The organism is Aeromonas dhakensis, assembly GCF_000820305.1.
Taxonomy (GTDB): Bacteria; Pseudomonadota; Gammaproteobacteria; order Enterobacterales; family Aeromonadaceae; genus Aeromonas; species Aeromonas dhakensis.
Map to the genome: position 1 here is coordinate 126,758 of NZ_CDBH01000029.1, position 22,666 is coordinate 149,423.

General features: G+C 63.5%; 20 protein-coding genes and 1 tRNA gene. 11 read left to right on the forward strand and 10 right to left on the reverse strand.

The window, feature by feature from the left end; translation table 11 throughout:
* The first annotated feature begins 61 nt into the window (after positions 1-61).
* The 5 genes from potA to BN1143_RS06700 all read left to right on the forward strand — a co-directional run bounded on the left by potA (position 62) and on the right by BN1143_RS06700 (position 3,946).
* On the forward strand, positions 62-1,216 hold the full coding sequence (gene potA / locus BN1143_RS06680; RefSeq protein ID WP_005306611.1) for a polyamine ABC transporter ATP-binding protein: 1,155 nt from the start codon (positions 62-64) through the stop codon (positions 1,214-1,216).
* Entirely contained in the window at positions 1,213-2,118 is a 906-nt protein-coding gene (locus BN1143_RS06685; protein WP_010635771.1) for an ABC transporter permease subunit, read from the forward strand. Before potA ends, BN1143_RS06685 begins: the two co-directional genes overlap by 4 nt.
* Complete coding sequence (locus BN1143_RS06690) at positions 2,115-2,960, forward strand: ABC transporter permease subunit (protein ID WP_010635772.1); 846 nt, start codon at positions 2,115-2,117, stop codon at positions 2,958-2,960. Before BN1143_RS06685 ends, BN1143_RS06690 begins: the two co-directional genes overlap by 4 nt.
* A 49-nt stretch (positions 2,961-3,009) precedes the next feature.
* Positions 3,010-3,714 (forward strand): MOSC domain-containing protein, encoded by a 705-nt coding sequence (locus BN1143_RS06695; RefSeq protein ID WP_042050078.1) that lies wholly within the window; start codon positions 3,010-3,012, stop codon positions 3,712-3,714.
* 155 nt (positions 3,715-3,869) lie between these two features.
* Positions 3,870-3,946 (forward strand) — tRNA-Pro (locus tag BN1143_RS06700).
* Positions 3,947-4,212: 266 nt separating this feature from the next.
* Here the strand turns inward: BN1143_RS06700 and BN1143_RS06705 are convergent.
* Positions 4,213-4,740, reverse strand: a complete 528-nt coding sequence (locus tag BN1143_RS06705) for an AbiTii domain-containing protein (protein ID WP_005306599.1) — start codon at positions 4,738-4,740, stop codon at positions 4,213-4,215.
* A gap of 124 nt (positions 4,741-4,864) precedes the next feature.
* Positions 4,865-5,329: a thioesterase family protein gene (locus tag BN1143_RS06710; RefSeq protein WP_029306122.1), complete on the reverse strand. Its 465-nt coding sequence runs from the start codon at positions 5,327-5,329 to the stop codon at positions 4,865-4,867.
* Positions 5,330-5,462: 133 nt separating this feature from the next.
* Here BN1143_RS06710 and recQ point away from each other — a divergent pair, with 133 nt between their 5' ends.
* Positions 5,463-7,298: an ATP-dependent DNA helicase RecQ gene (gene recQ, locus BN1143_RS06715; RefSeq protein WP_042050079.1), complete on the forward strand. Its 1,836-nt coding sequence runs from the start codon at positions 5,463-5,465 to the stop codon at positions 7,296-7,298.
* Positions 7,299-7,387: 89 nt separating this feature from the next.
* Here recQ and BN1143_RS06720 read toward each other — a convergent pair whose 3' ends face one another.
* Complete coding sequence (locus BN1143_RS06720; protein ID WP_024942072.1) at positions 7,388-7,687, reverse strand: c-type cytochrome; 300 nt, start codon at positions 7,685-7,687, stop codon at positions 7,388-7,390.
* 103 nt (positions 7,688-7,790) lie between these two features.
* Here BN1143_RS06720 and BN1143_RS06725 point away from each other — a divergent pair, with 103 nt between their 5' ends.
* From BN1143_RS06725 to BN1143_RS06735, 3 genes are all read left to right on the forward strand, one after another.
* A complete protein-coding gene (locus tag BN1143_RS06725) occupies positions 7,791-9,218 on the forward strand; it encodes a protein adenylyltransferase SelO (RefSeq protein ID WP_042050080.1) in 1,428 nt (475 codons plus the stop codon).
* 10 nt (positions 9,219-9,228) lie between these two features.
* Positions 9,229-9,516, forward strand: a complete 288-nt coding sequence (locus tag BN1143_RS06730; protein ID WP_042050081.1) for a DUF3630 family protein — start codon at positions 9,229-9,231, stop codon at positions 9,514-9,516.
* A 126-nt stretch (positions 9,517-9,642) separates the two neighbouring features.
* Positions 9,643-10,317 carry a 7-cyano-7-deazaguanine/7-aminomethyl-7-deazaguanine transporter gene (locus BN1143_RS06735; protein WP_010635778.1) on the forward strand — a complete coding sequence of 225 codons (675 nt, stop codon included), beginning with the start codon at positions 9,643-9,645 and terminating at the stop codon, positions 10,315-10,317.
* 270 nt (positions 10,318-10,587) lie between these two features.
* On the opposite strand, the gene rraA is transcribed toward BN1143_RS06735, so the two are convergent.
* The gene (rraA, locus tag BN1143_RS06740; RefSeq protein WP_005306574.1) at positions 10,588-11,073 is read right to left on the reverse strand and encodes a ribonuclease E activity regulator RraA; all 486 of its coding nucleotides are present in this window, start codon (positions 11,071-11,073) and stop codon (positions 10,588-10,590) included.
* Positions 11,074-11,219: 146 nt separating this feature from the next.
* Here rraA and BN1143_RS06745 point away from each other — a divergent pair, with 146 nt between their 5' ends.
* Positions 11,220-13,073, forward strand: coding sequence for a methyl-accepting chemotaxis protein (locus BN1143_RS06745; protein WP_042050082.1), 1,854 nt, complete (start codon positions 11,220-11,222; stop codon positions 13,071-13,073).
* A 57-nt stretch (positions 13,074-13,130) separates the two neighbouring features.
* Here the strand turns inward: BN1143_RS06745 and mgtE are convergent, their stop codons facing one another.
* The 6 genes from mgtE to BN1143_RS06775 form a co-directional block, all read right to left on the reverse strand.
* Positions 13,131-14,555, reverse strand: a complete 1,425-nt coding sequence (gene mgtE, locus BN1143_RS06750) for a magnesium transporter (protein ID WP_010635780.1) — start codon at positions 14,553-14,555, stop codon at positions 13,131-13,133.
* A gap of 132 nt (positions 14,556-14,687) precedes the next feature.
* Positions 14,688-16,094 (reverse strand): siroheme synthase CysG, encoded by a 1,407-nt coding sequence (cysG, locus tag BN1143_RS06755; protein ID WP_042050083.1) that lies wholly within the window; start codon positions 16,092-16,094, stop codon positions 14,688-14,690.
* A 12-nt stretch (positions 16,095-16,106) separates the two neighbouring features.
* Complete coding sequence (nirC, locus tag BN1143_RS06760; protein WP_042050085.1) at positions 16,107-16,919, reverse strand: nitrite transporter NirC; 813 nt, start codon at positions 16,917-16,919, stop codon at positions 16,107-16,109.
* A gap of 57 nt (positions 16,920-16,976) precedes the next feature.
* Positions 16,977-17,294 carry a nitrite reductase small subunit NirD gene (gene nirD, locus BN1143_RS06765; RefSeq protein ID WP_042050086.1) on the reverse strand — a complete coding sequence of 106 codons (318 nt, stop codon included), beginning with the start codon at positions 17,292-17,294 and terminating at the stop codon, positions 16,977-16,979.
* Positions 17,294-19,840: a nitrite reductase large subunit NirB gene (nirB, locus tag BN1143_RS06770; RefSeq protein ID WP_042050088.1), complete on the reverse strand. Its 2,547-nt coding sequence runs from the start codon at positions 19,838-19,840 to the stop codon at positions 17,294-17,296. Before nirB ends, nirD begins: the two co-directional genes overlap by 1 nt.
* Positions 19,841-20,145: 305 nt before the next feature.
* The gene (locus BN1143_RS06775) at positions 20,146-21,057 is read right to left on the reverse strand and encodes a LysR family transcriptional regulator (protein ID WP_042050089.1); all 912 of its coding nucleotides are present in this window, start codon (positions 21,055-21,057) and stop codon (positions 20,146-20,148) included.
* Positions 21,058-21,225: 168 nt separating this feature from the next.
* On the opposite strand from BN1143_RS06775, the gene BN1143_RS06780 reads away from it, so the two are divergent.
* Positions 21,226-22,650: an MFS transporter gene (locus tag BN1143_RS06780; protein WP_042050090.1), complete on the forward strand. Its 1,425-nt coding sequence runs from the start codon at positions 21,226-21,228 to the stop codon at positions 22,648-22,650.
* Positions 22,651-22,666 lie beyond the last annotated feature (16 nt).

Consider the following 22,666-nt stretch of genomic DNA (forward strand, 5'->3'; position numbering starts at 1 on the left):
CCGGGGCGCCAGACTGTTTTATGGATCGGCCCCGGCCGGTATTACCTTTGGGAGTTTGGTAATGGCGATAGCCTCCAGTGCCTACAAGAAAGCCCTCGAGGGCAGCCAGCAACGCAAAGAAGTGCTGGTCAAGATAGACAGGGTAAGCAAGCAGTTCGATGAAACGCTGGCGGTCGACAACGTGTCCCTCAACATCCACAAGGGCGAGATCTTCGCCCTGCTGGGCGGGTCCGGCTCCGGCAAGTCGACCCTGCTGCGGATGCTGGCGGGGTTCGAGCGCCCCACCGAGGGGCGGCTGTTCCTCGACGGCGTCGACATCACCGACATGCCGCCCTATGAGCGTCCCATCAACATGATGTTTCAGTCCTACGCCCTGTTCCCCCACATGACGGTGGCCCAGAACATCGCGTTCGGTCTCAAGCAGGACAACCTGCCCAAGGCGGAGATCGACGCCAGGGTGGAGGAGATGCTCAAGCTGGTGCAGATGACCCAGTATGCCCGCCGCAAGCCCCATCAGCTCTCCGGCGGCCAGCGTCAGCGGGTGGCGCTGGCGCGCTCGCTGGCCAAGCGGCCCAAGCTGCTGTTGCTGGATGAGCCCATGGGGGCGCTCGACAAGAAGCTGCGTTCCCAGATGCAGCTGGAGCTGGTCGAGATCATCGAACGGGTCGGGGTTACCTGCGTCATGGTGACCCACGACCAGGAAGAGGCCATGACCATGGCCGAGCGGATCGCCATCATGCACCTGGGCTGCATCGAGCAGATCGGCAGCCCGATGGATATCTACGAAACCCCGGCCAGCCGGCTGGTGTGCGAGTTCATCGGCAACGTCAACCTGTTTGACGGCCTGCTGGTGGAGGATGAGCAGGACCACGCCACCATCGCCTGCGCCGATCTGGAGCAGCCCATCTACGTGGGCCATGGCATCAGCTCCCGCGCCGAGAACAAGAAGGTGACCTACGCCCTGCGGCCGGAAAAGCTGCTGATGAGCCTGCAAAAGCCGGTGGAGATCGAGCATCCGGACTTCAACTGGACCAAGGGCGAGGTCTACGACATCGCCTATCTGGGCGGTCACTCGGTTTACTACATCCAGTTGCCCTCGGGCAAAATCGTTCAGGCTTTCATCGCCAACGCCGAACGCCACGGCAAGCGGCCGACCTGGGATGACCAGGTGTTCCTCTACTGGGAAGATGACAGCGGCGTGGTGCTGCAATCATGATGGCATTGAAACGACTGAAGTCGTTGGGGGGGCGGCAGCTGGTGATCGGCATCCCGTTCTTCTGGCTGTTCCTGTTCTTCCTGCTGCCCTTCATCATCGTCGTGAAGATCAGCTTCGCCGAAGCGGACGTGGCGATCCCGCCCTACACCGACGTGGTGAGCTGGGCGGACAATCAGCTCACCATACTGCTCAACATGGGCAACTACCTGCTGCTGCGAGAGGATGAGCTCTACATCGCGGCCTATCTCGGCTCCCTCAAGATGGCCCTGGTCAGCACCATTCTCTGCCTGCTGATCGGTTATCCCATGGCCTACTCCATTGCGCGGGCCAACAAGGAGACCCAGACCGTACTGCTGCTGCTCATCATGATGCCGACCTGGACCGCGATCCTGATCCGGGTCTACGCCTGGATGGGCATTCTCAGCAACAACGGCCTGCTCAACAGCCTGCTGATGGGCATCGGCCTCATCGATGAGCCGCTGCAGATCCTCAATACCAACCTGGCGGTCTACATCGGCATCGTTTACTCCTACCTGCCGTTCATGGTGCTGCCGCTTTACGCCAACCTGGTCAAGCATGACCAGAGCCTGCTGGAGGCGGCCTCCGACCTCGGCGCCCGCAACCTGACCCGGTTCTGGCGGATCACGGTACCGCTCTCCAAGAACGGCATCATCGCCGGCTGCATGCTGGTGTTCATTCCGGTGGTGGGCGAGTTCGTGATTCCGGAGCTGCTGGGCGGCCCCGAGACCCTGATGATAGGTAAGGTGCTGTGGCAGGAGTTCTTCAACAACCGCGACTGGCCGGTGGCCTCCGCGCTGGCGGTGGTGATGTTGGCGGTGCTGATCATCCCCATCATCCTGTTCAACCGTAACCAGGCCAAAGAGCTGGAGGGCAAGGCATGATGAGACGTTTCGGTTTTGCCAAGCTGATGCTGTGGCTGGGGCTGCTGTTCATCTACCTGCCCATGATCATCATGGTGATCTACTCCTTCAACGCCTCCAAGCTGGTGACGGTATGGGGGGGCTGGTCGCTCAAGTGGTACTTCGGCCTGCTCGACAACAAGCAGTTGATCAGCTCCGTGTTGCGTTCGCTGGAGATCGCTTTCTACACTGCCATCTCGGCGGTGGCGCTGGGGACGGTGGCGGCCTTCGTGCTGACCCGGATCCCGCACTTCCGCGGTCGGACCCTGTTCGGCGGCATGGTGACGGCGCCGTTGGTGATGCCCGAGGTGATCACCGGTCTGTCGTTGCTGCTGCTGTTCGTTGCCATGGCCCAGCTGGTGGGCTGGCCTGCCGAGCGGGGCATGGTGACCATCTGGATAGCCCACACCACCTTCTGTACCGCCTATGTGGCGATCGTGGTGTCGGCACGGCTGCGGGAGCTGGATCTCTCCATCGAGGAGGCGGCCATGGATCTGGGGGCCAAACCCTGGAAGGTGTTCTTCCTGATCACCATTCCGATGATCGCCCCCTCTCTGGCGGCGGGCGGCATGATGTCGTTTGCCCTGTCGCTGGATGACCTGGTGCTGGCGAGCTTCGTCTCTGGCCCTGGCTCGACCACGCTGCCGATGGAGGTCTTCTCGGCGGTGCGGCTCGGGGTGAAACCCGAGATCAACGCGGTGGCCAGCCTGATCCTGCTGTCGGTATCGCTGTTCACCTTCGGCAGCTGGTATCTGATGGCCAAGGCGGAGAAACGCCGCCGTGCCGAGATCGCCATGACCACCCAGATGCAGGCAGTCGCCTGACCCCTCACATGATAAGATCCGCATTCTCTCGTCAATCCGGAGGATGAGAATGCGGATCTCCATCTTTAGCGGCCAGGGTGCCGAACTGGTTCCCGGTCTTGTCAGTGCCATCCACAAACAAGCCACCACCATACCGCTCTGGTGCGGCGTCAGCGGTCTCGCGGGCGACGAACAGTGCGACCAGCGCCACCATGGCGGCCCGGATCGGGCGTTGCACTACTATCCCGCCGATCACTACCCCTGGTGGCACAACTGGCAGATGGCGCTGGGTTTGGCGGCCCCGCGTACCCCCTGGCAGCCCGCCGCCTTCGGCGAGAATCTCTCCGGGGTCGGGTTGACCGAGGCGCAGGCCTGCATCGGCGATGTCTATCGGCTCGGCGAGGTGCTGATCCAGATAAGCCAGCCCAGATCCCCCTGTTTCAAGCTCAACCAGCGTTTCGGCTATGGCCAGATGTCGCAGGTGATGCAGCTCAGTGGCCGCTGCGGCTGGTTGCTGCGGGTGCTGGAAGAGGGGATGGTGATGCCGCAGGAGCGACTGGAGCTGGTGGACAGACCCTACCCTGAGCTCACGGTGAAGCGTACTGCCGATATCCTGTTCAATCAGCTACGCAACGAGGCGGACCTGCTGTTGCTGCTGGAAAATCCGGCCCTCTCGCCCAACTGGCGCAAGCATGCGGCGGACTGGCTGGAGCACGGCACGATTGCGGATTGGCAACGCCGGTTGCTGGGGCCTGAGTCGCTTCGTCTGCCCTGAGGCTGGGTTAGCGAAATGTCACAGTCCGGCTGCATTTCGGTAAAACGGCGGGGAGAGTGCTGAATAGTTGAGCGAACAGCACTTTTTTTCCTTTTTAATGCAAAAAAGGCTTGTGTCGGGTCGGGGCTTTCGGTAAATTCCCGTCCCGCAGACATCGGTGTGTAGCGCAGCTTGGTAGCGCACTTCGTTCGGGACGAAGGGGTCGGAGGTTCGAATCCTCTCACACCGACCACATTAGAAAAGGCCGCTCAATAGAGCGGCCTTTTCGCATTTGGCTTTCGCCTCAGCAGAGGCTGGCTCCAGCGCTGGCAGTCGTACGATGGTATGCGATGCTTTCCTGCCTCGCTGCCTCGCTGTCTCGTTTGTTGGAACCTGACAATAAAAGGGCCACCGCTCGGTGGCCCAGGGTGGAGTCTGATCCTGACTCCGGCATTCTAGATTGTGGCAATCTCTCGTTGGGTTCTGTCTATGGTGCCCTCCTTGCGCGCCAGGCGCCTGTTAGATATGCCAGTGCTGATGCCGCAATGCCTTGAAGCTGTGTTGAGGTTGCAAGGCCGCGTGCTTGGGGTACTCACTAATGAAATGTTCTATTCCCTCCATCAGTTGTTCGCGTAATGAAGACACGGGCTCATGCCAGGCTTGCAGGCACAGATGGCCAGGGATCAGCTGCTCCTGATAATCTTCCAGCAGCTGTTCTGGCCAGGGCTCAATACCGGAATTGCGTTGCAGCAAATAGTGGGCGGCGGGTTCACGGGCATAGATGAACTGAATCTGGGCCAGATCGCGTTGGCTTAGCGTTTGACTGTTGATGTGACAGGTCAGGTATTTTCCCGTCTTCAGATCCAAGAAGTGACCGCGTTGCCGACAGGCTATGATGCGATACCAGGGCAGGGGCGAACAGAGAGAGTATCCCTCAAGCTCCTGTTCCAGCCAGTGGCGACACTCGGGTGTCTGCACCTCGTCGAGCATGGACTCGAGCTGCCTCAACAAGGCTCTGGATGGTTTGGTGGCCAGTTTCGCACTCATCGCCTGCAATCCTCCCTCTGCACACAATCCCGACTTTCAGTATGAACCCCGTGGCGGTAGAGGGGGCAAGGTTTCTAATGATTAAAATCAGATTAGCAGCGCTGTTTTTATGCAATGAGCGGGTTCAGCCCACCAGATAGGTGCCGGTACCGAAGGCGATATGGGTGCCCTCTTCGTTGTGCAGCTCCATGCGGGCAACGGCGACCTTGCTGCCAGCGCGGATGATGTGGGCGGTGGCGATGAACTCGTTGCCGCGCCCCGGCCGCAGGTAGTCGACCCGGAGATCGATGGTGCCGAGGCGGGAGAAGCGCTCCTTGAGGTAGCTGGGGGAGAAGTCTTCCAGCTCGTCGATGCAGGAGGCGGCGACTATCATGCCGCCGGCCACGTCGAGCAGGCTGGCGGTGACGCCGCCGTGCAGTATGTTGTGGAAGGGGTTGCCGATCAGCTTCTCCTCCATCTTGATGCGCAACTCCACCTTGTCGAAGTCGTAGTGGGTGACCTGCATGCCGATCAGCTTGTTGAAGGGCATCCTCTCGGCGAACAGGTTGGCAATGCCACTGAGCGCCATCTTCTTGAGCATCTGTTTCATTCCTTGAGTCCAATCCCTGTCGGCATAGCCGAGTAAAAACTCCAGCCAGTCTGCAACACTTCCTTAACAGTCGCAATGGCAGGTTTATTGTGGGCGGCGGCTGCTTTAGAATGGCGACCCCAAAGGAGAGCCCATGACCGTCATTGCCGAAACCCTGCCTGACCCTCAGCCAGAGAACCCCCTTGCCCTGTTGCAGGCGGTGTTCGGCTATCAGCAGTTTCGGCCGGGTCAGCTCGAGATCATCGAGCAGATAGTGGCGGGGCGCGATGCGCTGGTGCTCAAACCCACCGGCGGCGGCAAGTCGCTCTGCTACCAGATCCCGGCGCTGCTGCGGCCCGGGCTCGGGGTGGTGGTCTCTCCCCTCATTTCGCTGATGAAGGATCAGGTGGACAGCCTGCGCGCCAACGGGGTGGCGGCGGTCTATATCAACTCGGCCCTGAGCCGGGAGGAGATGATCCAGAACTTTGCCGCCATGCGGCGCGGCGAGATAAAAATCGTCTACGTCTCCCCCGAACGCCTGCTGCAGCACGAATTCATGGATCGGCTGGCGGAGTTGCCGCTCGGCCTGTTCGCCATCGATGAGGCGCACTGCGTCTCCCAGTGGGGGCACGACTTCCGGCCGGAGTATGCGGCGCTGGGCCGGCTCAAGCAGTGGTTTCCCCAGGTGCCCGTGGTGGCGCTCACCGCCACCGCCGATGAGGCGACCCGCAGCGACATGCTGCACCGGCTGGAATTGCAGGATCCCTTTATCCACACTGCCAGCTTCGACCGACCCAATATTCGCTACAGCCTGGTGGAGAAGTTCAAGGCGGCCGAGCAGCTGTTGCGCTACGTGCAGAGCCAGAAGGGCAACTGCGGCATCGTCTACTGCTCCAGCCGCAACCGGGTGGAGGAGGTGGCCGAGCGGCTCTCCCGTCACGGCTGCAAGGCGGCCCCCTATCATGCCGGTCTGCCGCTCGAGCTGCGCCAGCAGACCCAGGAGGCCTTCCTCAAGGATGACATCGAGATAGTGGTGGCGACGGTGGCGTTCGGCATGGGCATCGACAAGCCCAACGTGCGCTTCGTGGTGCACTACGATATCCCGAAGAACATCGAATCCTACTATCAGGAGACCGGCCGCGCCGGCCGCGATGGCACTCCGGCCGAGGCGCTGCTGCTCTACGATCCCGCCGACATCGGGCGGGTGCGTCGGCTGCTCGACAACATCGAAAACCCCCAGCAGTTGCAGGTGGAGCAGTACAAGCTCAACGTGATGGCGGCCTTCGCCGAGGCGCAGACCTGCCGCCGTCAGGTGCTGCTCAACTACTTCGGCGAATACAACGACAAGCCGTGCGGCAACTGCGACATCTGCCTCGATCCGCCCAAGAGCTATGACGGCACCGAAGACGCCCAGAAGGCGCTCTCCTGCGTCTGGCGGGTGGGTCAGAACTTCGGGGTAGGTTATGTGGTGGAGGTGCTGCGCGGTTCGCTCAATCAGCGCATCAAGGAGCACGGCCACGACAAGCTCTCGACCTACGGCATCGGCAAGGATCAGAGCCACGAGTACTGGATGAGTGTCATCCGCCAGCTGATCCACAAGGGGTTACTGACCCAGAACATCACCCGCAACCTGGTGCTGCAGCTGACCGAGGCGGCCCGCCCCGTGCTGCGCGGCGAGGTGAAGCTGGAATTGGCGGTACCCCGCCTGCAGCCCATCTCCAGCCGCAAGGAGAAGCGCAACGGTCTGCTCGACAACGCCAACTACGACAAGCGGTTGTTCAAGGAGCTGCGCGCCCTGCGCAAGCAGATCGCCGAGGATGAAGAGGTGCCGCCCTACGTGGTGTTCAACGACGCTACTCTGGTGGAGATGGCGCAGCTCATGCCGATGACGGAAGACGAGATGCTGGCGATCAACGGCGTCGGTCACCGCAAGCTGGAACGCTTCGGCGAAGCCTTTATGGACCTGATCATCGACTACTGCCGTCGGTAGGAGAGATTCGCAAGGCGTCATCGGCCGCGGCAGACTCAGGCCCGTGCGGCACATCAGGGGAGTGGCGCCCGTTGGTCGGACGCCATGAATTATTTCAAGCTGGCGTAATAGGCTGCCAGGTTCTCCATGTCTGCCTCGGTGAGCGGCGCCATGAAGGGCACCATCAAAGGTTCCTTGCGGCTGCCATCCTTGAAAGCCTTCAGCTGTTTCACCAGATAGGCGGCGTTCTGTCCCGCCAGATGGGGATAATTGGGGATCAGAGCCCTGCCTTCGGCCCCATGACAGGCGGCGCATACGGCGGCCTTGGCCTTGCCAGCCTCGACATCGGCCGCCTGGGCCGGCCCCCACAACAACAGCAACAGGGGCAGGGCGCCCAACCATCTTTGCATCTTCTTCTCCTTGAAATGAAATAGCGCATCGCCCATTAGCCACTGCTGGCCGACGGCGGTATAAAGAGTGACACGAGCATACGCAGGGACGAACCGCACCACCATGAAGCTGATCAACACTTTTGCCACCGAACTGCCCTGGGCCTGTGAGCCCGTCGCCCCCCAACCATTGCATGCCCCCGGCCTGCTGCACCTCAACCGTGCGCTGCTCGGCGAGCTGGGGCTGGGGGCGGTGAGCGAGGCCGACTGGCTGGCCTGCTGTGGTCATGGCCAGCCTTTGCCCGGCATGCAGCCGGTGGCCCAGGTCTATGCGGGCCATCAGTTCGGCGGCTACAGCCCGCGTCTCGGTGATGGCCGTGCCCTGTTGCTGGGGGAGCAGCTGGCGCCGGATGGCAGCCGCTGGGACCTGCACTTGAAAGGGGCGGGCAAGACCCCTTTCTCCCGCTTCGGCGATGGCCGTGCCGTGCTGCGTTCCAGCATTCGCGAGTATCTGGCCTCCGAGGCGCTGCATGCCCTCGGCATCCCCACCACCCGGGCACTGGTGCTGGTGGGCAGCCAGGAGCCGGTCTACCGCGAACAGGTGGAGACGGGCGCGACCGTGCTGCGCACCGCCCCGAGCCATCTGCGCTTCGGCCATGTCGAGTATTTCGCCTGGAGCGGGCAGGGGGAGAAGATCCCGACCCTCATCGACTATGCGCTGCGTCATCATTTTCAGGAGCTTGCGAACGGGGCCGAGCTGTTTGCCGAAGTGGTGCGCCGCACCGCGCGGCTCATCGCCAAGTGGCAGGCGGCAGGCTTCTGCCACGGGGTGATGAACACCGACAACATGTCGCTGCTCGGGCTGACCCTGGATTACGGCCCCTACGGCTTCATCGATGCCTATGTGCCGGACTTTGTCTGCAACCACTCGGATCCGGGCGGTCGCTATGCGCTGGATCAGCAGCCGGCGGTTGGTTACTGGAATTTGCAAAAGTTGGCGCAGGCGCTGGCCGGCCACGTCGATGAGGACGAGTTGGCTGCGGCCCTGGCCCAGTACGAACACCAGTTGATGCTGCACTATTCCGAGCTGATGCGGGCCAAGCTGGGGCTGGCGGTGTGGGAAGAGGAGGATCCGGCGCTGTTTCGCGAGCTGTTCAGGCTGCTGGCGGCGCATAAGGTGGATTACCACCTGTTCCTGCGTCGGCTGGGGGTGCTGACCGCTCAGGGCGACTGGCCCGCCAGCCTGCTGGCTCTGCTGCCGGAGCCTGCCGCCTGGCAAGGGTGGCTTGAGGCCTATCGGGCACGCCTCGCCCGGGAGGGGAGCGAGGATGCTGTGCGCAAGGGGCTGATGGATGCGGTCAATCCCAAGTATGTGCTGCGCAACGCGCTGGCCCAGCGGGTGATCGAGGCTGCCGAGCGAGGAGACATGGCGCCGTTCGAGCGGCTGTTTGCGGCCCTGCAGCATCCCTATGATGAACAACCCGAATACGAGGATCTCGCTACTCCGCAACCAGCATGGTATTGCGGTGGCGAGCTCTCTTGCAGCAGTTGAGGAGCAGCCGATGAACTGGCGGATCACGCAGATAGACAGGGAGGCCGGGGTGGTGACGCTGGAGCACCCCGCGCTCGACTGGGACAGCTTTCCAACCCTGGCCGATGCCCTGTTGCAGGAGTGGGAGCTGGCGGCGCTCGAGCGTGAGTGTGGCGCCGATCGTCACAGCTGGCTGCTGGAGTTCGAGGGGAGCCGCTTTCGGCTCGAGTACGAACACTACAGCGGCTGCTGGCTGGCGGCGGAGCAGCCGGCCGATGCCGAGGCGTTGCTCTGGCTGGCCCGCCAGCATCAGGGCTGAGCAGGCGCCTCAACCCACAGCATAAAGATTGAACTATCAATTTGGGGGCGTATAATCTCGCCCCTCAATTATCGCCAATGGTGGCGGTATGGGTTCCCTAACCCCATTAACCAAAAAGGTCACAATATGAATCTGACCCCTGCTCAGCACCAGACGGCGCTGGTGCGCCTCTCGTTGTTCCACATCCTGATCATTGCCAGCAGCAACTACCTGGTGCAGCTGCCGATCACCATCTTCGGCTTCCATACCACCTGGGGCGCCTTCAGTTTCCCGTTCATCTTTCTGGCCACCGATCTGACGGTGCGGATCTTCGGTGCCGGTCTGGCGCGCAAGATCATCCAGACCGTGATGCTGCCGGCGCTGGCCATCTCCTATGCGCTGTCGGTGCTGTTCTTCGAAGGCAGCTTCCAGGGCGTTGGCAATCTGGCCGAGTTCAACTTGTTCGTGGCACGCATCGCCCTGGCCAGCTTTATGGCCTATCTGGTGGGCCAGTTCATGGACGTGGTGGTGTTCAACCGGCTGCGGCTGCTGAAAGCCTGGTGGGTGGCACCGGCCGCCTCCACCCTGTTCGGCAATCTGGTGGATACCATCACCTTCTTCACCATCGCCTTCTGGCGCAGCACGGATCCCTTCATGGCCGAGCACTGGGTCGAGATCGCAACCGTGGACTACGTGTTCAAGCTGCTGATAAGCCTGGGATTGTTTGTGCCGCTCTACGGCGTGCTGCTGCGTTATCTCAGCCGCAAGCTGGTGGGCGAGGCCGGTTTGAGCGGCCTGCAAACGGCCACACGGCAAGCCTGACGACATTGACCACCCCTTGGGGTGGTCAATTTTTTTGCATTTATGGCAAATAAGGGTTGCTTAGTTAAATGAGAATGATTATTGTTACCTTGTTTTCCGGGAAAGACTTCATTCGTTCCAACGTGATGGACTTCTTGTGAAGGCACGACATTGCTCACATTGCTTCCAGTTAAGGGGCCAGTTTTTACTGGCCCTCTTTTTTTGTCCGCGTCCGGCAGCACGCGGGCATAAAAAATGGGAGCCTTGGCTCCCATTTTCACTCTGCTCTGCTTACTCGATGTCGAGCGCATCGGGGGAGAGGATCACCCCTGTGGTATCGGCGTAGAGGTGGTCGTCCGGCAGGAAGGTGACACCGCCGAAGTTGACCGGCAGATCGGTCTCGCCTACGTCCTTGCTGTCGGCACCCACCGGAATGGCCGCCAGCGCCTGAATGCCGATATCCAGATCTTCCAGAATGTCGACCTCGCGCACGCAGCCGTAACAGACGATCCCTTCCCACTCGTTCTCCGCCGCCGTGGTGGCGATCTCGCTGTCGATCAGGGCACGGCGCATGGAGCCGCCGCCATCGATCAACAGTACCCGACCAACGCCGTTTTCTTTGACGAGTTCACGGATCAGGCCGTTCGATTCGAAGCATTTGACTGTGGTGATGACGCCGCCGAAGGAGGCGCGGCCGCCGAAGGAGCAGAGCATGGGTTCGAGCACATCCACCATGTCCTGATAGATGTCGCACAGTTCTGAAGTGTTGTATTCCATTGTGTCAAATCCACCGCTGGAAACAGGTGGGATCCAGTATAAGGAGTGGGACTGGCATTTCAATGAATATTCCTTGAACAACAACAGGGATAACGTTTTCTGCATAAGCTCAATGCATGCCACCCCATGTTTGTGAGAGGTTCATCGTGCTCATCCGTCATAAATTGATCCTGAATACCGCGCTGGTCGCCGTGGCCATGCTGGTATTGAGCAGCCTGTTTTTCTACTCCAACCAGGTGAGTCGCCATCTGACCGAGGCCCAGCGCAATGTGGACAGCCTCGAGATCGCCATGCTCAACCTGCGACGAGCGGAGAAAGACTTCCTGATCCGCAAGGATCTGACCTTCGTTGCCCGCTTCAATGAAGTGCTGGCTGACTTTCATCGGCTCAACCAGACCCTGAGCCAGGATGACAACCTGAGTGCCGTGCAGGGCGAGCTGACCATGCTGGATCAGCAGATGGAGGCCTATGGCAAGGCCTTCAACGAGCTGGTGGTCCAGCAGCAGAAGATCGGGCTGGGGCCGGAGGATGGGCTCTACGGTCGCCTGCGGACGGCGGTGCACGAGGTGGAGGAGGGGCTCAAGCAGCTGGATGAGCAGGGACTGCTCATCACCATGCTGCAGCTGCGGCGGGCGGAGAAAGACTTCATGCTGCGCTCCGACATCCAGTATCTGGAGCGCTTCCAGACCCTGCACAAGGATTTCCAGCAGCGGCTGGCAACCTTGCCGGAGGCTGAACGCGGCAAGCTGGAGCAGGCCAGCGAGCAGTACAAGCAGGACTTCATCGCCCTGGTGCAGGGAATGCAGGTGCTGGGGCTGAATGAGGGGGAAGGGCTGCGCAGCCAGATGCGGGATCTGGTGCACCAGACCGAGCAAGGGTTCGCCGCGGTCGACAAGCACATCGCCGACGAGCTGGTACGGCAGACCTCGCGCCTCAACACCCTGATGCTGGTCTGTGGCGGCGTCATCATAGTGCTGATGGGCATCATGAGCATGTTGCTGGGCCGCAGCATCGATCGCCCCATCTCGCGGGTGAACGACACCGTCAACCGCATCCGGCAGGACAATGACCTGCGCCTCAAGATCGAGTTGCAGGGGGCGGACGAGATGGCGCAGCTGGCGAGCAACCTGGACGTCATGCTGGGAGGTTTTCGCCACCTCATCGGCGACGTGAAGCAGAGCGTGCACACCCTGACCGAGGCGGCGGATCACCTCTCAGGCAACGTCCGCCGCACCAGTGAGGGGGCGGCCCGCCAGCTGCAGGAGACCGACATGGTGGCGACCGCCTCCACCGAAATGGGCTCCACCATAGAGGAGATCGCCCGCAACACCGAGCAGGCCGCCAACAATGCCCAGACCACCAACAACAAGGCGATGGAGGGGCGCAGTGCGGTGGAGAACACCGTCAGCCAGATCCGCTCCCTGGCCGACAACCTGGAAAACTCCTCCCGCGAAGTGGCCCAGCTGCAGCAGGAGAGTGAAACCATCGGCTCTGTGCTGGACGTGATCCGCGGCATCGCCGAGCAGACCAACCTGCTGGCCCTCAACGCGGCCATCGAGGCGGCGCGGGCGGGGGATCAGGGCCGCGGCTTTGCGGTGGTGGCGGACGAGGTGCGCAGCCTCGCCATCCGCACCCAGAAGTCGACCCAGGAGATCGCCGGCATCATCAGCTCGTTGCAGAAGCAGACCGGCAACATAGTGGGCATGATGGCGACCTGCCGCGAGCAGGGCAACAGCAGCTCGGAGCAGGCCAGCATGGCGGGTGAACTGCTGGAGCAGATCACCCAGGACGTCACCCACATCATGGACATGAGCACCCAGATTGCCGCCGCCATCGAGCAGCAGAGCCTGGTGGCCAACGAGGTGAACCGCAACGTCAACAACATCCGTGACATCGCCCAGGAGTCGAGCCTGATGGCGGAGGAGAACGCCAAATCGAGCCACGGCCTGACCGAGCAGGCCAAGCTGCTCAACCAGGCGGTGGCCAAATACCGGGTATAGCGGCCGCACCGAATGAACAAGGGAGCCATTAAGGCTCCCTTTTTACTGCAGACCGGATTAAAGCAGGAACAGGGTGGCCAGCCCCAGGAAGATGAAGAAGCCGCCGGTGTCGGTGATGGCGGTGATCATCACGCTGGCGCCCACCGCCGGGTCGCGGCCTAGCCGGCTCATGGTCATGGGGATGATGACCCCCATCAGCGCCGCCACCAGCAGGTTGAGCATCATGGCGAGCGTCATCACGGCGCCCAGCGCCGCATCCTGATAGAGGATGTAGGTGGCGACCCCCATGGTGCCGCCCCAGACCAGGCCGTTGATCAGGGCCACCCCCAGTTCGCGCCACAGCAGGAAGGAGACGTTGCCGGTCTGGATGTGCTGCAGCGCCAGCGCCCGCACTATCATGGTGATGGTCTGGTTGCCTGTGTTGCCGCCGATGCCGGCGACGATGGGCATCAGTGCCGCCAGCGCCACCAGCTGGGAGATGGTGTGCTCGAACAGACCGATCACCCGCGACGCCACGAAGGCGGTGCAGAGGTTGATGGCGAGCCAGGCCCAGCGGGTCTTGACCGCCTTGGAGACGGGCGCGAACACGTCCTCCTCCTCGCTGATCCCCCCCATCCGGCGCAGGTCGGTGTCGCTCTCCTCATAGACCAGATCCACCACCTCGGCGACGGTGAGCCGGCCCATCAGTTTGCCCCTGGCATCCACCACGGCGGCGGAGACCAGGTCGTCCCGTTCGAAGGTTCGGGCGGCGGCCTCATCGTTGTCCTCCGGATCGAAGGTGACCGGATCCTTCTCCATCACATCGCTCACCCGGGTCTCGGGTCTGTGCAGCAACACGGTCGTGAGCGGCAGTTCTCCCTGCAACCGGTTGCGACGGTCGATGACGAACAACTTGTCGGTGTTGTCGGGGATCTGGCCGCGCAGGCGCAGGTAGCGCTGGACGGTGGCCAGGGTCACGTCCGGACGCACAGTCACCAGGTCGAAGTCCATCATGGCGCCAACCGTGTGCTTGCCGTAGCGGATCACCTCCCGCACCCGATCCCTGTCCATGGGCGCCATGGAGGTGAGCAGCCGCCCCATCAGGTTGCGGGGCAGGTACTGGCCCAGATAGATCTGATCGTCGATGTCGAGGGTGCTCAGGGCATGCAGCAGCTCCTTGTCGCTCATGCCGCTGATGAGGCTGTCCCACACCGTCTCCGAGGCCTCCACCAGGATCTGGCCGTGCTTGTCCGCGTCCACCTGTTGCCACAGTACGTGACGCTCGTCCGGCGGCAGGGACTCCAGTGCATCGGCGATATCGGCGGCGGGCAGGCTGTTGACCAGTCGGGTGAGCTCGCTGGTCTGGTCCCGAAGTTCGGCGTCCTGCTCCCCTTGCGGGTCTAGCAGGCTGTCGGTGAGGGCGTCGTCGGCGAGCAGCAGGGTGAGGATGCGGGCTCTGTCCTGTTCACGCTGCTTGGCGTTGTTCTTGGCGGGGAGAGACATGAAACTGAATTCCTGAATTCGGTGGTCCGGCTGACACACCCCATAGGATACCAGACTCAAAACAAGAGGTTATGACAGTAAATGCAGGAAAAGAAACGCCACCCCTGGGTGGCGTTTGCATATGAGGTGATATCAGGCCGAAGCCAGCGCCCTCTCCGTGGCAGCCCCTTGCCCGAACCAGGCGAGGGAGTCAGCTAGGGTTACCACCGAGCCCACCATGATAAGGGCCGGGCTTTCGACGCCGATGGCGAGCGCGGGCAACTGGTCAAGGGTGCCGCGAATGACCCGCTGGCTCGGCTGGGTACCGCGCTCGATCAGCGCCACCGGGGTGTCGCCCCCCTTGCCGTGGGCCAGCAGCTGCTCGCGGATGGTGGCGCAGGATGAGAGCCCCATATAGAACACCAGCGTCTGCTTGTCTTTGGCCAGCAGTGGCCAGTCGAGATCCCGGGCGCCCCCCTTGCCGTGGGCGGTGACGAAGCGCACGCTCTGGGCGTGGTCGCGGTGGGTGAGCGGAATGCCGGCGTAGGCGGCGCAGCCGCTGGCCGCCGTGATCCCCGGCACCACCTGAAAGCCGATGCCGCTGCCCACCAGCGTCTCCAGCTCCTCGCCGCCGCGGCCGAAGATGAAGGGATCGCCCCCCTTCAGCCGCACCACTCTCTGCCCCTTCTTCGCCTCCTCCAGCAGGAGCTGGTTGATCTCCTCCTGCGGCACGCAGTGGTTGCCCGCCTGTTTGCCGACAAAGATTCGTTTGGCGTCGCGGCGCACCAGCGCCATCACCTCGTCGGAGACCAGCCGGTCATAGACCACCACGTCCGCCTGCTGCATCTGACGCAGGGCGTGCAGGGTGAGCAGACCCGGATCCCCGGGGCCGGCACCGACCAGCACCACCTCGCCACCGGTCTGGCTTTCATCGGCAAACAGGTTGTCGGCCAGCTGGTGGGCAGAGGCTCTATCCCCCCGAGCCAGCGCTTGCCCGAGCCGGTCGGCCCCGAGCAGCCGTTCCCAGAAGCGGCGCCGCTCCCCCATGGTGGCGAAGCGCGTCTTGACCCGATCCCGCAGGCTGCCGGCGAAGGCCGCGACGGCCCCCAGATGTTGCGGCAGCATGGCTTCGAGTTTCTCTCGCAGCAGCCGGGCCAGCACCGGGGCCTTGCCGCCGGAGGAGATGGCCACCATCAGCGGCGAGCGGTCGATGATGGACGGCATGATGAAGCTGGAGCGTTTCGGGTCATCCACCACGTTGGCAAAGATCCGCGCCTGATTGGCGCTCTGGTAGACCAGGGCGTTCACCTCGCGCCGATCGGTGGCGGCCACCACCAGCCACTTGCCCGTCAGGTGCGCCGGTGCAAACTCGGCGTCCAGCCACTCGATGCTGCCGTTGGCAGCCAGTTCCGCCAGCTCGGGGTCTAGCTCGGGAGCTACTACTGTGAGCTGGGCACCGGCATCCAGCAGCAGGCGCGCCTTACGCTCCGCCACCTCGCCGCCGCCGACCAGCAGCACGGGTTTGTTGTCGAGTCGGCAAAAGATGGGCAAGTAGTCCATGGGGCCTCCTGATCAGGCGGTTTGGGTCTGGCTGGCAGTGCTGGTGGTCTCGTTCACCGCGACTGGGCGCTCAGCCTTGGGGGTGGCATACCAGTAGCCCAGACCCATAAAGAGGGCGCCGGAGACGGTGTTGCCCAGGGTCACCCACAGCAGGTTGTGGCCGATGCCGCCCAGGGTGTAGGCCTCGGAGTGGGCGCCGAACCAGGAGAGGGCGAACAGGGTCATGTTGGCGATGGAGTGCTCGTAGCCGGAGGCGATGAAGGCCAGCAGACACCACCAGATGGCGATGAAGCGGGCGGCCCCTTCGGTGCGCAGCGCCATCCAGATGGCGAGGCAGACCAGCCAGTTGCAGAGGATCCCCTTCATAAACAGGGTCAGGGCCGGTGCCTGGGTTTTGGCCAGCGCCACCTTGTGGGCCAGGCTGCCCGCATCCGGCAGCAGGCTGCCGCCGTAGGAGTAGATCAGCGCCACCACGATGGAGCCAATCAGGTTGCCGGCCCAGGTCTGCGGCAGGATACGCAGCAGGTCGGCCATGGTGATCTTGCCCGTCTTCACCCCGAAGGTGAGGAACATGGTGTGGCCGGTAAACAGCTCGGAGCCGGCGATGATCACCAGGGTCAGGGCGATGCCAAAGGTGGCCCCCATCACCAGCGGCCGGATGGCGGGGTCCACCAGATTGCCGAGGGTGAAGATGAGGATGATGCCGAGGCCCACATAGGCCCCCGCCATGGCGGAGCTGAGCCAGAAGCCGAGCTTGTCGCTGCGCTCGAAGCGGTTGATGCGGGCCGCGTTGGCGGCGCACTTGTTGATGGTTTCCGTGTACATCTTGTGAGTCCTTGAAAGGGCTGCCCACAGGCAGCCCTAAAGAGAGTGAATTTGGTTTTAGACGGCGACCCAGACCTGCTGGTCGCGCACTTCAACGGGATAGCTCTGCACCGACATAGCGGGGTTGTCGAAACAGTGGCCGTCCCTCAGGCGAAAGCGCTGCTTCTTGAGAGGGCTGGCCACCCAGAGCTCGCCGTCGTGTTCGCAGAGGATGCCCCGCGACAGCACGTTGGCGGCGAAGAAGGGATCCCGGTTGTCGATGGCGAACACCTCGGCCGCCGCACTTGGGCGGAACAGGGCGATCTGGCGCCCCTCGAGCAGAGCGCAGACGCCGGTTCCAGGGAGGATGTCATTGAGTTGGCAGGCTAATTTCATCATTTTGTCTCCACCTCGATCTGGTAGACGGGGATGCGCTCGGCCGGGGTCGCCGGTCGGTGCTGGTCACGCTCGCTGACGAACTGAACGTCCGGATCGCGCTTGTCGCTGTTGATGAAGTGGCTGAAACGCTTGAGCGCTTCCTCTTCGTTGAGGGTGCGCGACCATTCGCACTCGTAGCTGTCGATGAGGGTCTGGATATCGCGCTCCAGGGTCTCGGCCAGTCCCAGCTTGTCGTCGACGATCACTTCGCGCAGGTAGTCGACGCCCCCTTCCAGGTTGCCAAGCCAGACCGAGGTGCGCTGCAGTTTGTCGGCGCTGGTGACGTAAAACATCATAAAGCGGTCGATCAGCTTGATCAGGGTCTCGCGGTCGAGGTCAGATGCCAGCAGATCGGCGTGGCGCGGCTTCATGCCGCCGTTGCCGCCCACATAGAGGTTCCAGCCCGCGTCGGTGGCGATGATGCCGACATCCTTGCCCTGGGCTTCCGCACATTCGCGGGTACAGCCGGAGACGCCGAACTTCATCTTGTGGGGGGTGCGAATGCCCTTGTAGCGGTTCTCGAGGAAGACCCCGAGGCCGACGCTGTCCTGCACGCCGAAGCGGCACCAGGTGCTGCCGACGCAGGTCTTGGCCATGCGCAGCGCCTTGGCGTAGGCCTGACCGGTCTCGAAGCCGGCCGCCAGCAGCTTGCGCCAGATGGCGGGCAGATCATCCTTCTGGGCCCCGAACAGACCGATGCGCTGGGCGCCGGTGATCTTGGTGTAGAGCTTGTAGTCGCGGGCCACTTCGGCCACCGCCAGCAGCCCTTCCGGGGTCACCTCGCCGCCGGCCATGCGCGGGATGACGGAGTAGGTCCCGTCCTTTTGCATGTTGCCGAGGAAGATGTCGTTGGTGTCCTGCAGAGGGGTGTTGAGCGGGCTCAGCACATAGTCGTTCCAGCAGGAGGCGAGGATGGAGCCGACCGTCGGTTTGCACACCTCGCAGCCATGGCCGTGACCGTGCTTGGCCAGCAGCTCGTCGAAGCTCTTGATCCCCTCCACCTTGACCAGGTGGAACAGCTCCTGGCGGGAGTGGGGGAAGTGGGCGCAGAGGTGGTTGTTGACCTCGATGCCCTGCTTCACCAGCTCGGCGTTGAGCACCTGGCTGATGAGGGGCACGCAGCCGCCGCAGCCGGTACCGGCTTTGGTGTGCTGCTTGATGGCGGCCAGCGTGGTGTGACCCTCGGCGACGGCCTGGGCGATGTCGCCCTTGGTGACGTCGAAGCAGGAGCAGATCTGGGCACTTTCGGGCAGGGCATCCACCCCCAGGGTCGGTTTGGCCCCGGCGTAGGCGGGCAGGATCAGGGTGTCCGGGTGGTTCGGCAGGGGCAGGGCGTTGAGCATCATCTGCAACAGGTTGCCGTAATCCTCCACGTCACCTACCAGCACGGCGCCGAGCAGACGGCTGTTGTCTTCGCTCACCACGATCTTCTTGTAGACGCCGGCCTGGTCGTCCTGGAACACATAGCTGTGGCTGCCCGGGGTGCGGCCGTGGGCATCGCCGATGGAGCCGACGGAGACGCCGAGCAGCTTGAGCTTGGCGCTCATGTCAGCCCCTTCGAAGCGACTGTCGCCGCCCAGCAGATGGTCGACGGTGATCTGGGCCATCTTGTAGCCCGGCGCCACCAGGCCGAAGAAGCGGCCCTGCCAGGCGGCGCACTCGCCGATGGCATAGATGTCGGGGTCGGAGGTGAGGCAGTGATCGTCGATGACGATGCCGCCGCGTTCGGCGATGGCCAGATCGCCGTAGCGACCGAGGGTATCCTGCGGGCGGATGCCGGTGGAGAAGACCACCACGTCCACTTCAAGCGTGCTGCCGTCGGCGAAGGCGAGGCGGTGTTTCGCCTGTTCGCCGCCATGCATCAGGATCTCGCTGGTGCTCTTGCTGGTGTGCACCTGCACGCCCATGGATTCGATCTTGCGGCGCAGCAGCTGGCCGCCCTGACCGTCGAGCTGCTCGGCCATCAGTACCGGGGCAAACTCCACCACGTGGGTCTCGAGGCCCAGCGCCTTGAGGGCGCCGGCGGCTTCGAGGCCAAGCAGGCCGCCCCCGATCACCACGCCACTCTTGCCGCTCTTGGCGGCGCTGCGGATGGCCTTCAGATCCTCGATGGTGCGATAGACGAAGCACTCGTGGTGCTGACTGCCCTGGATGGGCGGCACCCAGGGGTAGGAGCCGGTGGCCAGCACCAGCTTGTCGTAACCGACCACAGTGCCCTTGTTGGAGTGCACCTCGCGGGCCGCTTTGTCGATTTTTTTCACCGCTTCGCCGAGCAGCAGGCGGATGCCGTGCTTGTCGTAGAAGCCGGGTTTGACGAGAGAGAGATCTTCGCTGGTGTGGTGGGAGAAGTAGGAGGAGAGATGGACGCGATCGTAGGCGGGGCGGGGTTCTGCACCGAAGACGGTGATCTCGTAGCGGCCCGGCTCGGCCCGCTCGATCAGCTCTTCGATGAAGCGGTGCCCCACCATGCCGTTGCCCACAACGACCAGTCTGACTTTGCTCATGATTGCCTCTAGTTTGGAGTAATAAAACATCATTCTGAGGCTAGGCTACCCAGTCGGCAGGGGCGGGCGATTGATGCAAATCAAGTGTCTATTTATATATCTCCTCAGGGGTAATTCCTGATAATTCAAAGATATACATAAATAGGTATACCAGTGGTGCAATTGGTTATGGCGTGGGGAGCGGAGCCACCGCTGCAGGGGCTGCCTGGCTGACCCTGCAAAGAAATGCCCGTACCGTCAAAAAGCGTGAAAAATTCCTTCATGGGATGGCGGCAGCCATGGGTTGCCAGCAGAACCGGGGGGCGTCAGGGAAGGGGGCGGTAAGGCTCCTGGGCGCAGATATCGCGGATGAGGGTGCGCAGCCAGCGGTGGGTCGGGTCGGCATCCAGCCTGGGGTGCCAGAGCAGGGCGACCCGGATCGCTGGCAGCGCGAAGGGCAGGGGACGAACAACCAGCTCCCCCAGCAGGGCGGCGCAGTGACGCTCAGGCACAGTGGCCACCAGATCGCTGCCGCGCACCAGCGCCAGCGCGGTGGCAAAGCCGGGCACCAGGGTGGCGACGGTGCGCGAGAGCCCCTGCTTGGCCAGCGCCTCATCGACCGGGCTGTGGGGTTGGCCGCGGCGGGATACCAGCACGTGGCGCGCCCCGGCGTAGCGGCTGGCGGTGAGTAGGCCGTCGCACAGTGGATGACCGGGGCGCATTACGGCGACGAAGTGGTCCTGAAACAGGGCCTGGGTACGCAGCTCGGGCGCCGTGGTGGCGCTGATGACCCCGGTCTCGAAATCCAGCTCGCCGCTGCGCAAGGGGCCGCTCTCCTTGTCCGGCTTGGCCAGAAAGTGGAGCCGTACTCCGGGCGCCTCGGTGGCGAGCCGGCTCAGCAGGGCGGCGCCGAACAGTTCCACCAGCCCCTCGCTGGCGCGCAGGGTGAAGGTGCGCTCCAGCCGCGCCGGGTCGACCGCCTGTCGGGGGCTCAGCATGCTCTCTGCCTCCTGCACCAGCCGACCGACCTGCTCGCGCAGCAACTGGGCTCGAGGGGTCGGCACCAGGCCGCGGCCGGCCCGCACCAGCAGCGGATCGCCGGTGGTCTCCCGCAATCTTGCCAGGGCCCGGCTCATGGCGGAGGGGCTCAAGCCCAGTCGTCTGGCGGCGCCCGCCACGCTGCCTTCGTCCAGCAGGGCATCCAGGGTGATCAGCAGGTTGAGGTCGGGAGTGCTCATGTGCATGCCTTCATCGGAGTGGGAGCAGAGGGGTCAGCTTCATCATACCCGAGAACGGGCACCCTCATATGGCGTCCGCTGCATTGATAAGCTGCAACTGGTGCGTCTTCCGCCTGCTCACCGGCCCCACTAGCCTTGTCGTCATCACCCCTATGTGGAGCCCGGCTCATGTCAACACCAACCCATTTCCCGCTCCTGGCGGCGTCTCGTCTCGGTCTGCTGGCGCTTGGCCTCGCCACCCTGTTGCCCATGCTGGCGGCCAGCATGGGCGGCATCTTGCTGCCGGCATTGGGGGCAGCCTTTCATCTGCCCTTCGCCGCCTTGCAATGGGTGTTGGTGGCTTACCTGCTGGGGCTCACCTGCCTGACGCTGGTGGCGGGCCGGCTGGGTGACAGGTTCGGTCGGCGTCGGTTGCTGCTCTGTGGCATGGGGGGCTTTGCGCTGGCCTCCCTGCTCTGCGCGCTGGCGCTGCCCATCGGCTGGCTGATCGCCGCCCGGGCGCTACAGGGGGCGAGTGCGGCCTGCATGCTGACGCTGTCGCTGGCCATGGTGGGGCAGCTGGTGTCACCGGCCAGACGGGGCTGGAGCATGGGATTGCTCGGCACCCTGTCTGCCTGCGGTACGGCGCTGGGACCCTCGTTTGGCGGCCTGCTGCTGGAGGTGGCGGGCTGGCAGGCTGCCTTCCTGGCTCTGCTACCCCTCGGCCTGCTGGCGCTGCTCTGTGCCCGTGCCGGTCTGCCCGATGACGGGGTGAGCGGGCAGGGGGCACGACTCAACCTGGCCAGCCTGTGGTGGTTGCTGGTGACGCTGCTGGGCTACGGACTGGCGCTCACTACGACAGGCGTCCTGGCCCTCTGGCTTGGGGGCGGGGCGCTGCTGGCCGCCGCCTGGCTGGTGCGCAGCGAACTGGGCTCCCCCGCCCCTCTGTTGCCGTTGGCGTTGCTGCGAACCCGGCGGCTGCGCGGTGCTCTGGCGGCCAGTGCGCTGGTGGCCGGGGTGATGGTGGCGACCCTGCTGATCGGCCCCTTCTATCTGCAGGGGGTATTCGGGCTCGGCCCGCTGACCAGCGGGCTGCTTATCTCGGGTGGACCCCTGCTGGCGGCACTGAGCGGGATGCCAGCAGGCTGGCTGGTGGACAGGGTCGGCGCCACCACAGTGGTGCGACTGGGCTTGCTGGTGATGAGCGCGGCGGTGGTGCTGCTGGCCACCCTGGGCAGCGGCGGGGGCCCGGTGGGATACCTGCTGCCCGTGTTGCTGCTGACTGCCGGTTACGCCCTGTTCCAGACCGCCAACAACAGCCTGGTGATCGGCGCCGCCGACGAACAGACCCGTGGCGCCGTGGCCGGGTTGCTGACCCTGTCGCGCAATCTGGGCCAGCTGACGGGGGCGGCGGGACTGGGGGCCCTGTTTGCCGCCCTGGCGGGAGGCGGCAATCCGGCCGTCGCCAGTACGAGCGAGCTGGCGTTCGCCATGCGAGCCACCTTCGCCCTGACGGCTCTGCTGCTGATGAGCGCACTCTGGCTGGCGGGGAGAGGTGAACGCGACGTGCCGGGCAATGCGACCCGGGAAGGCTGCGAGCTGGGAGAGCGCTGAAAACGAAGACGCCTCC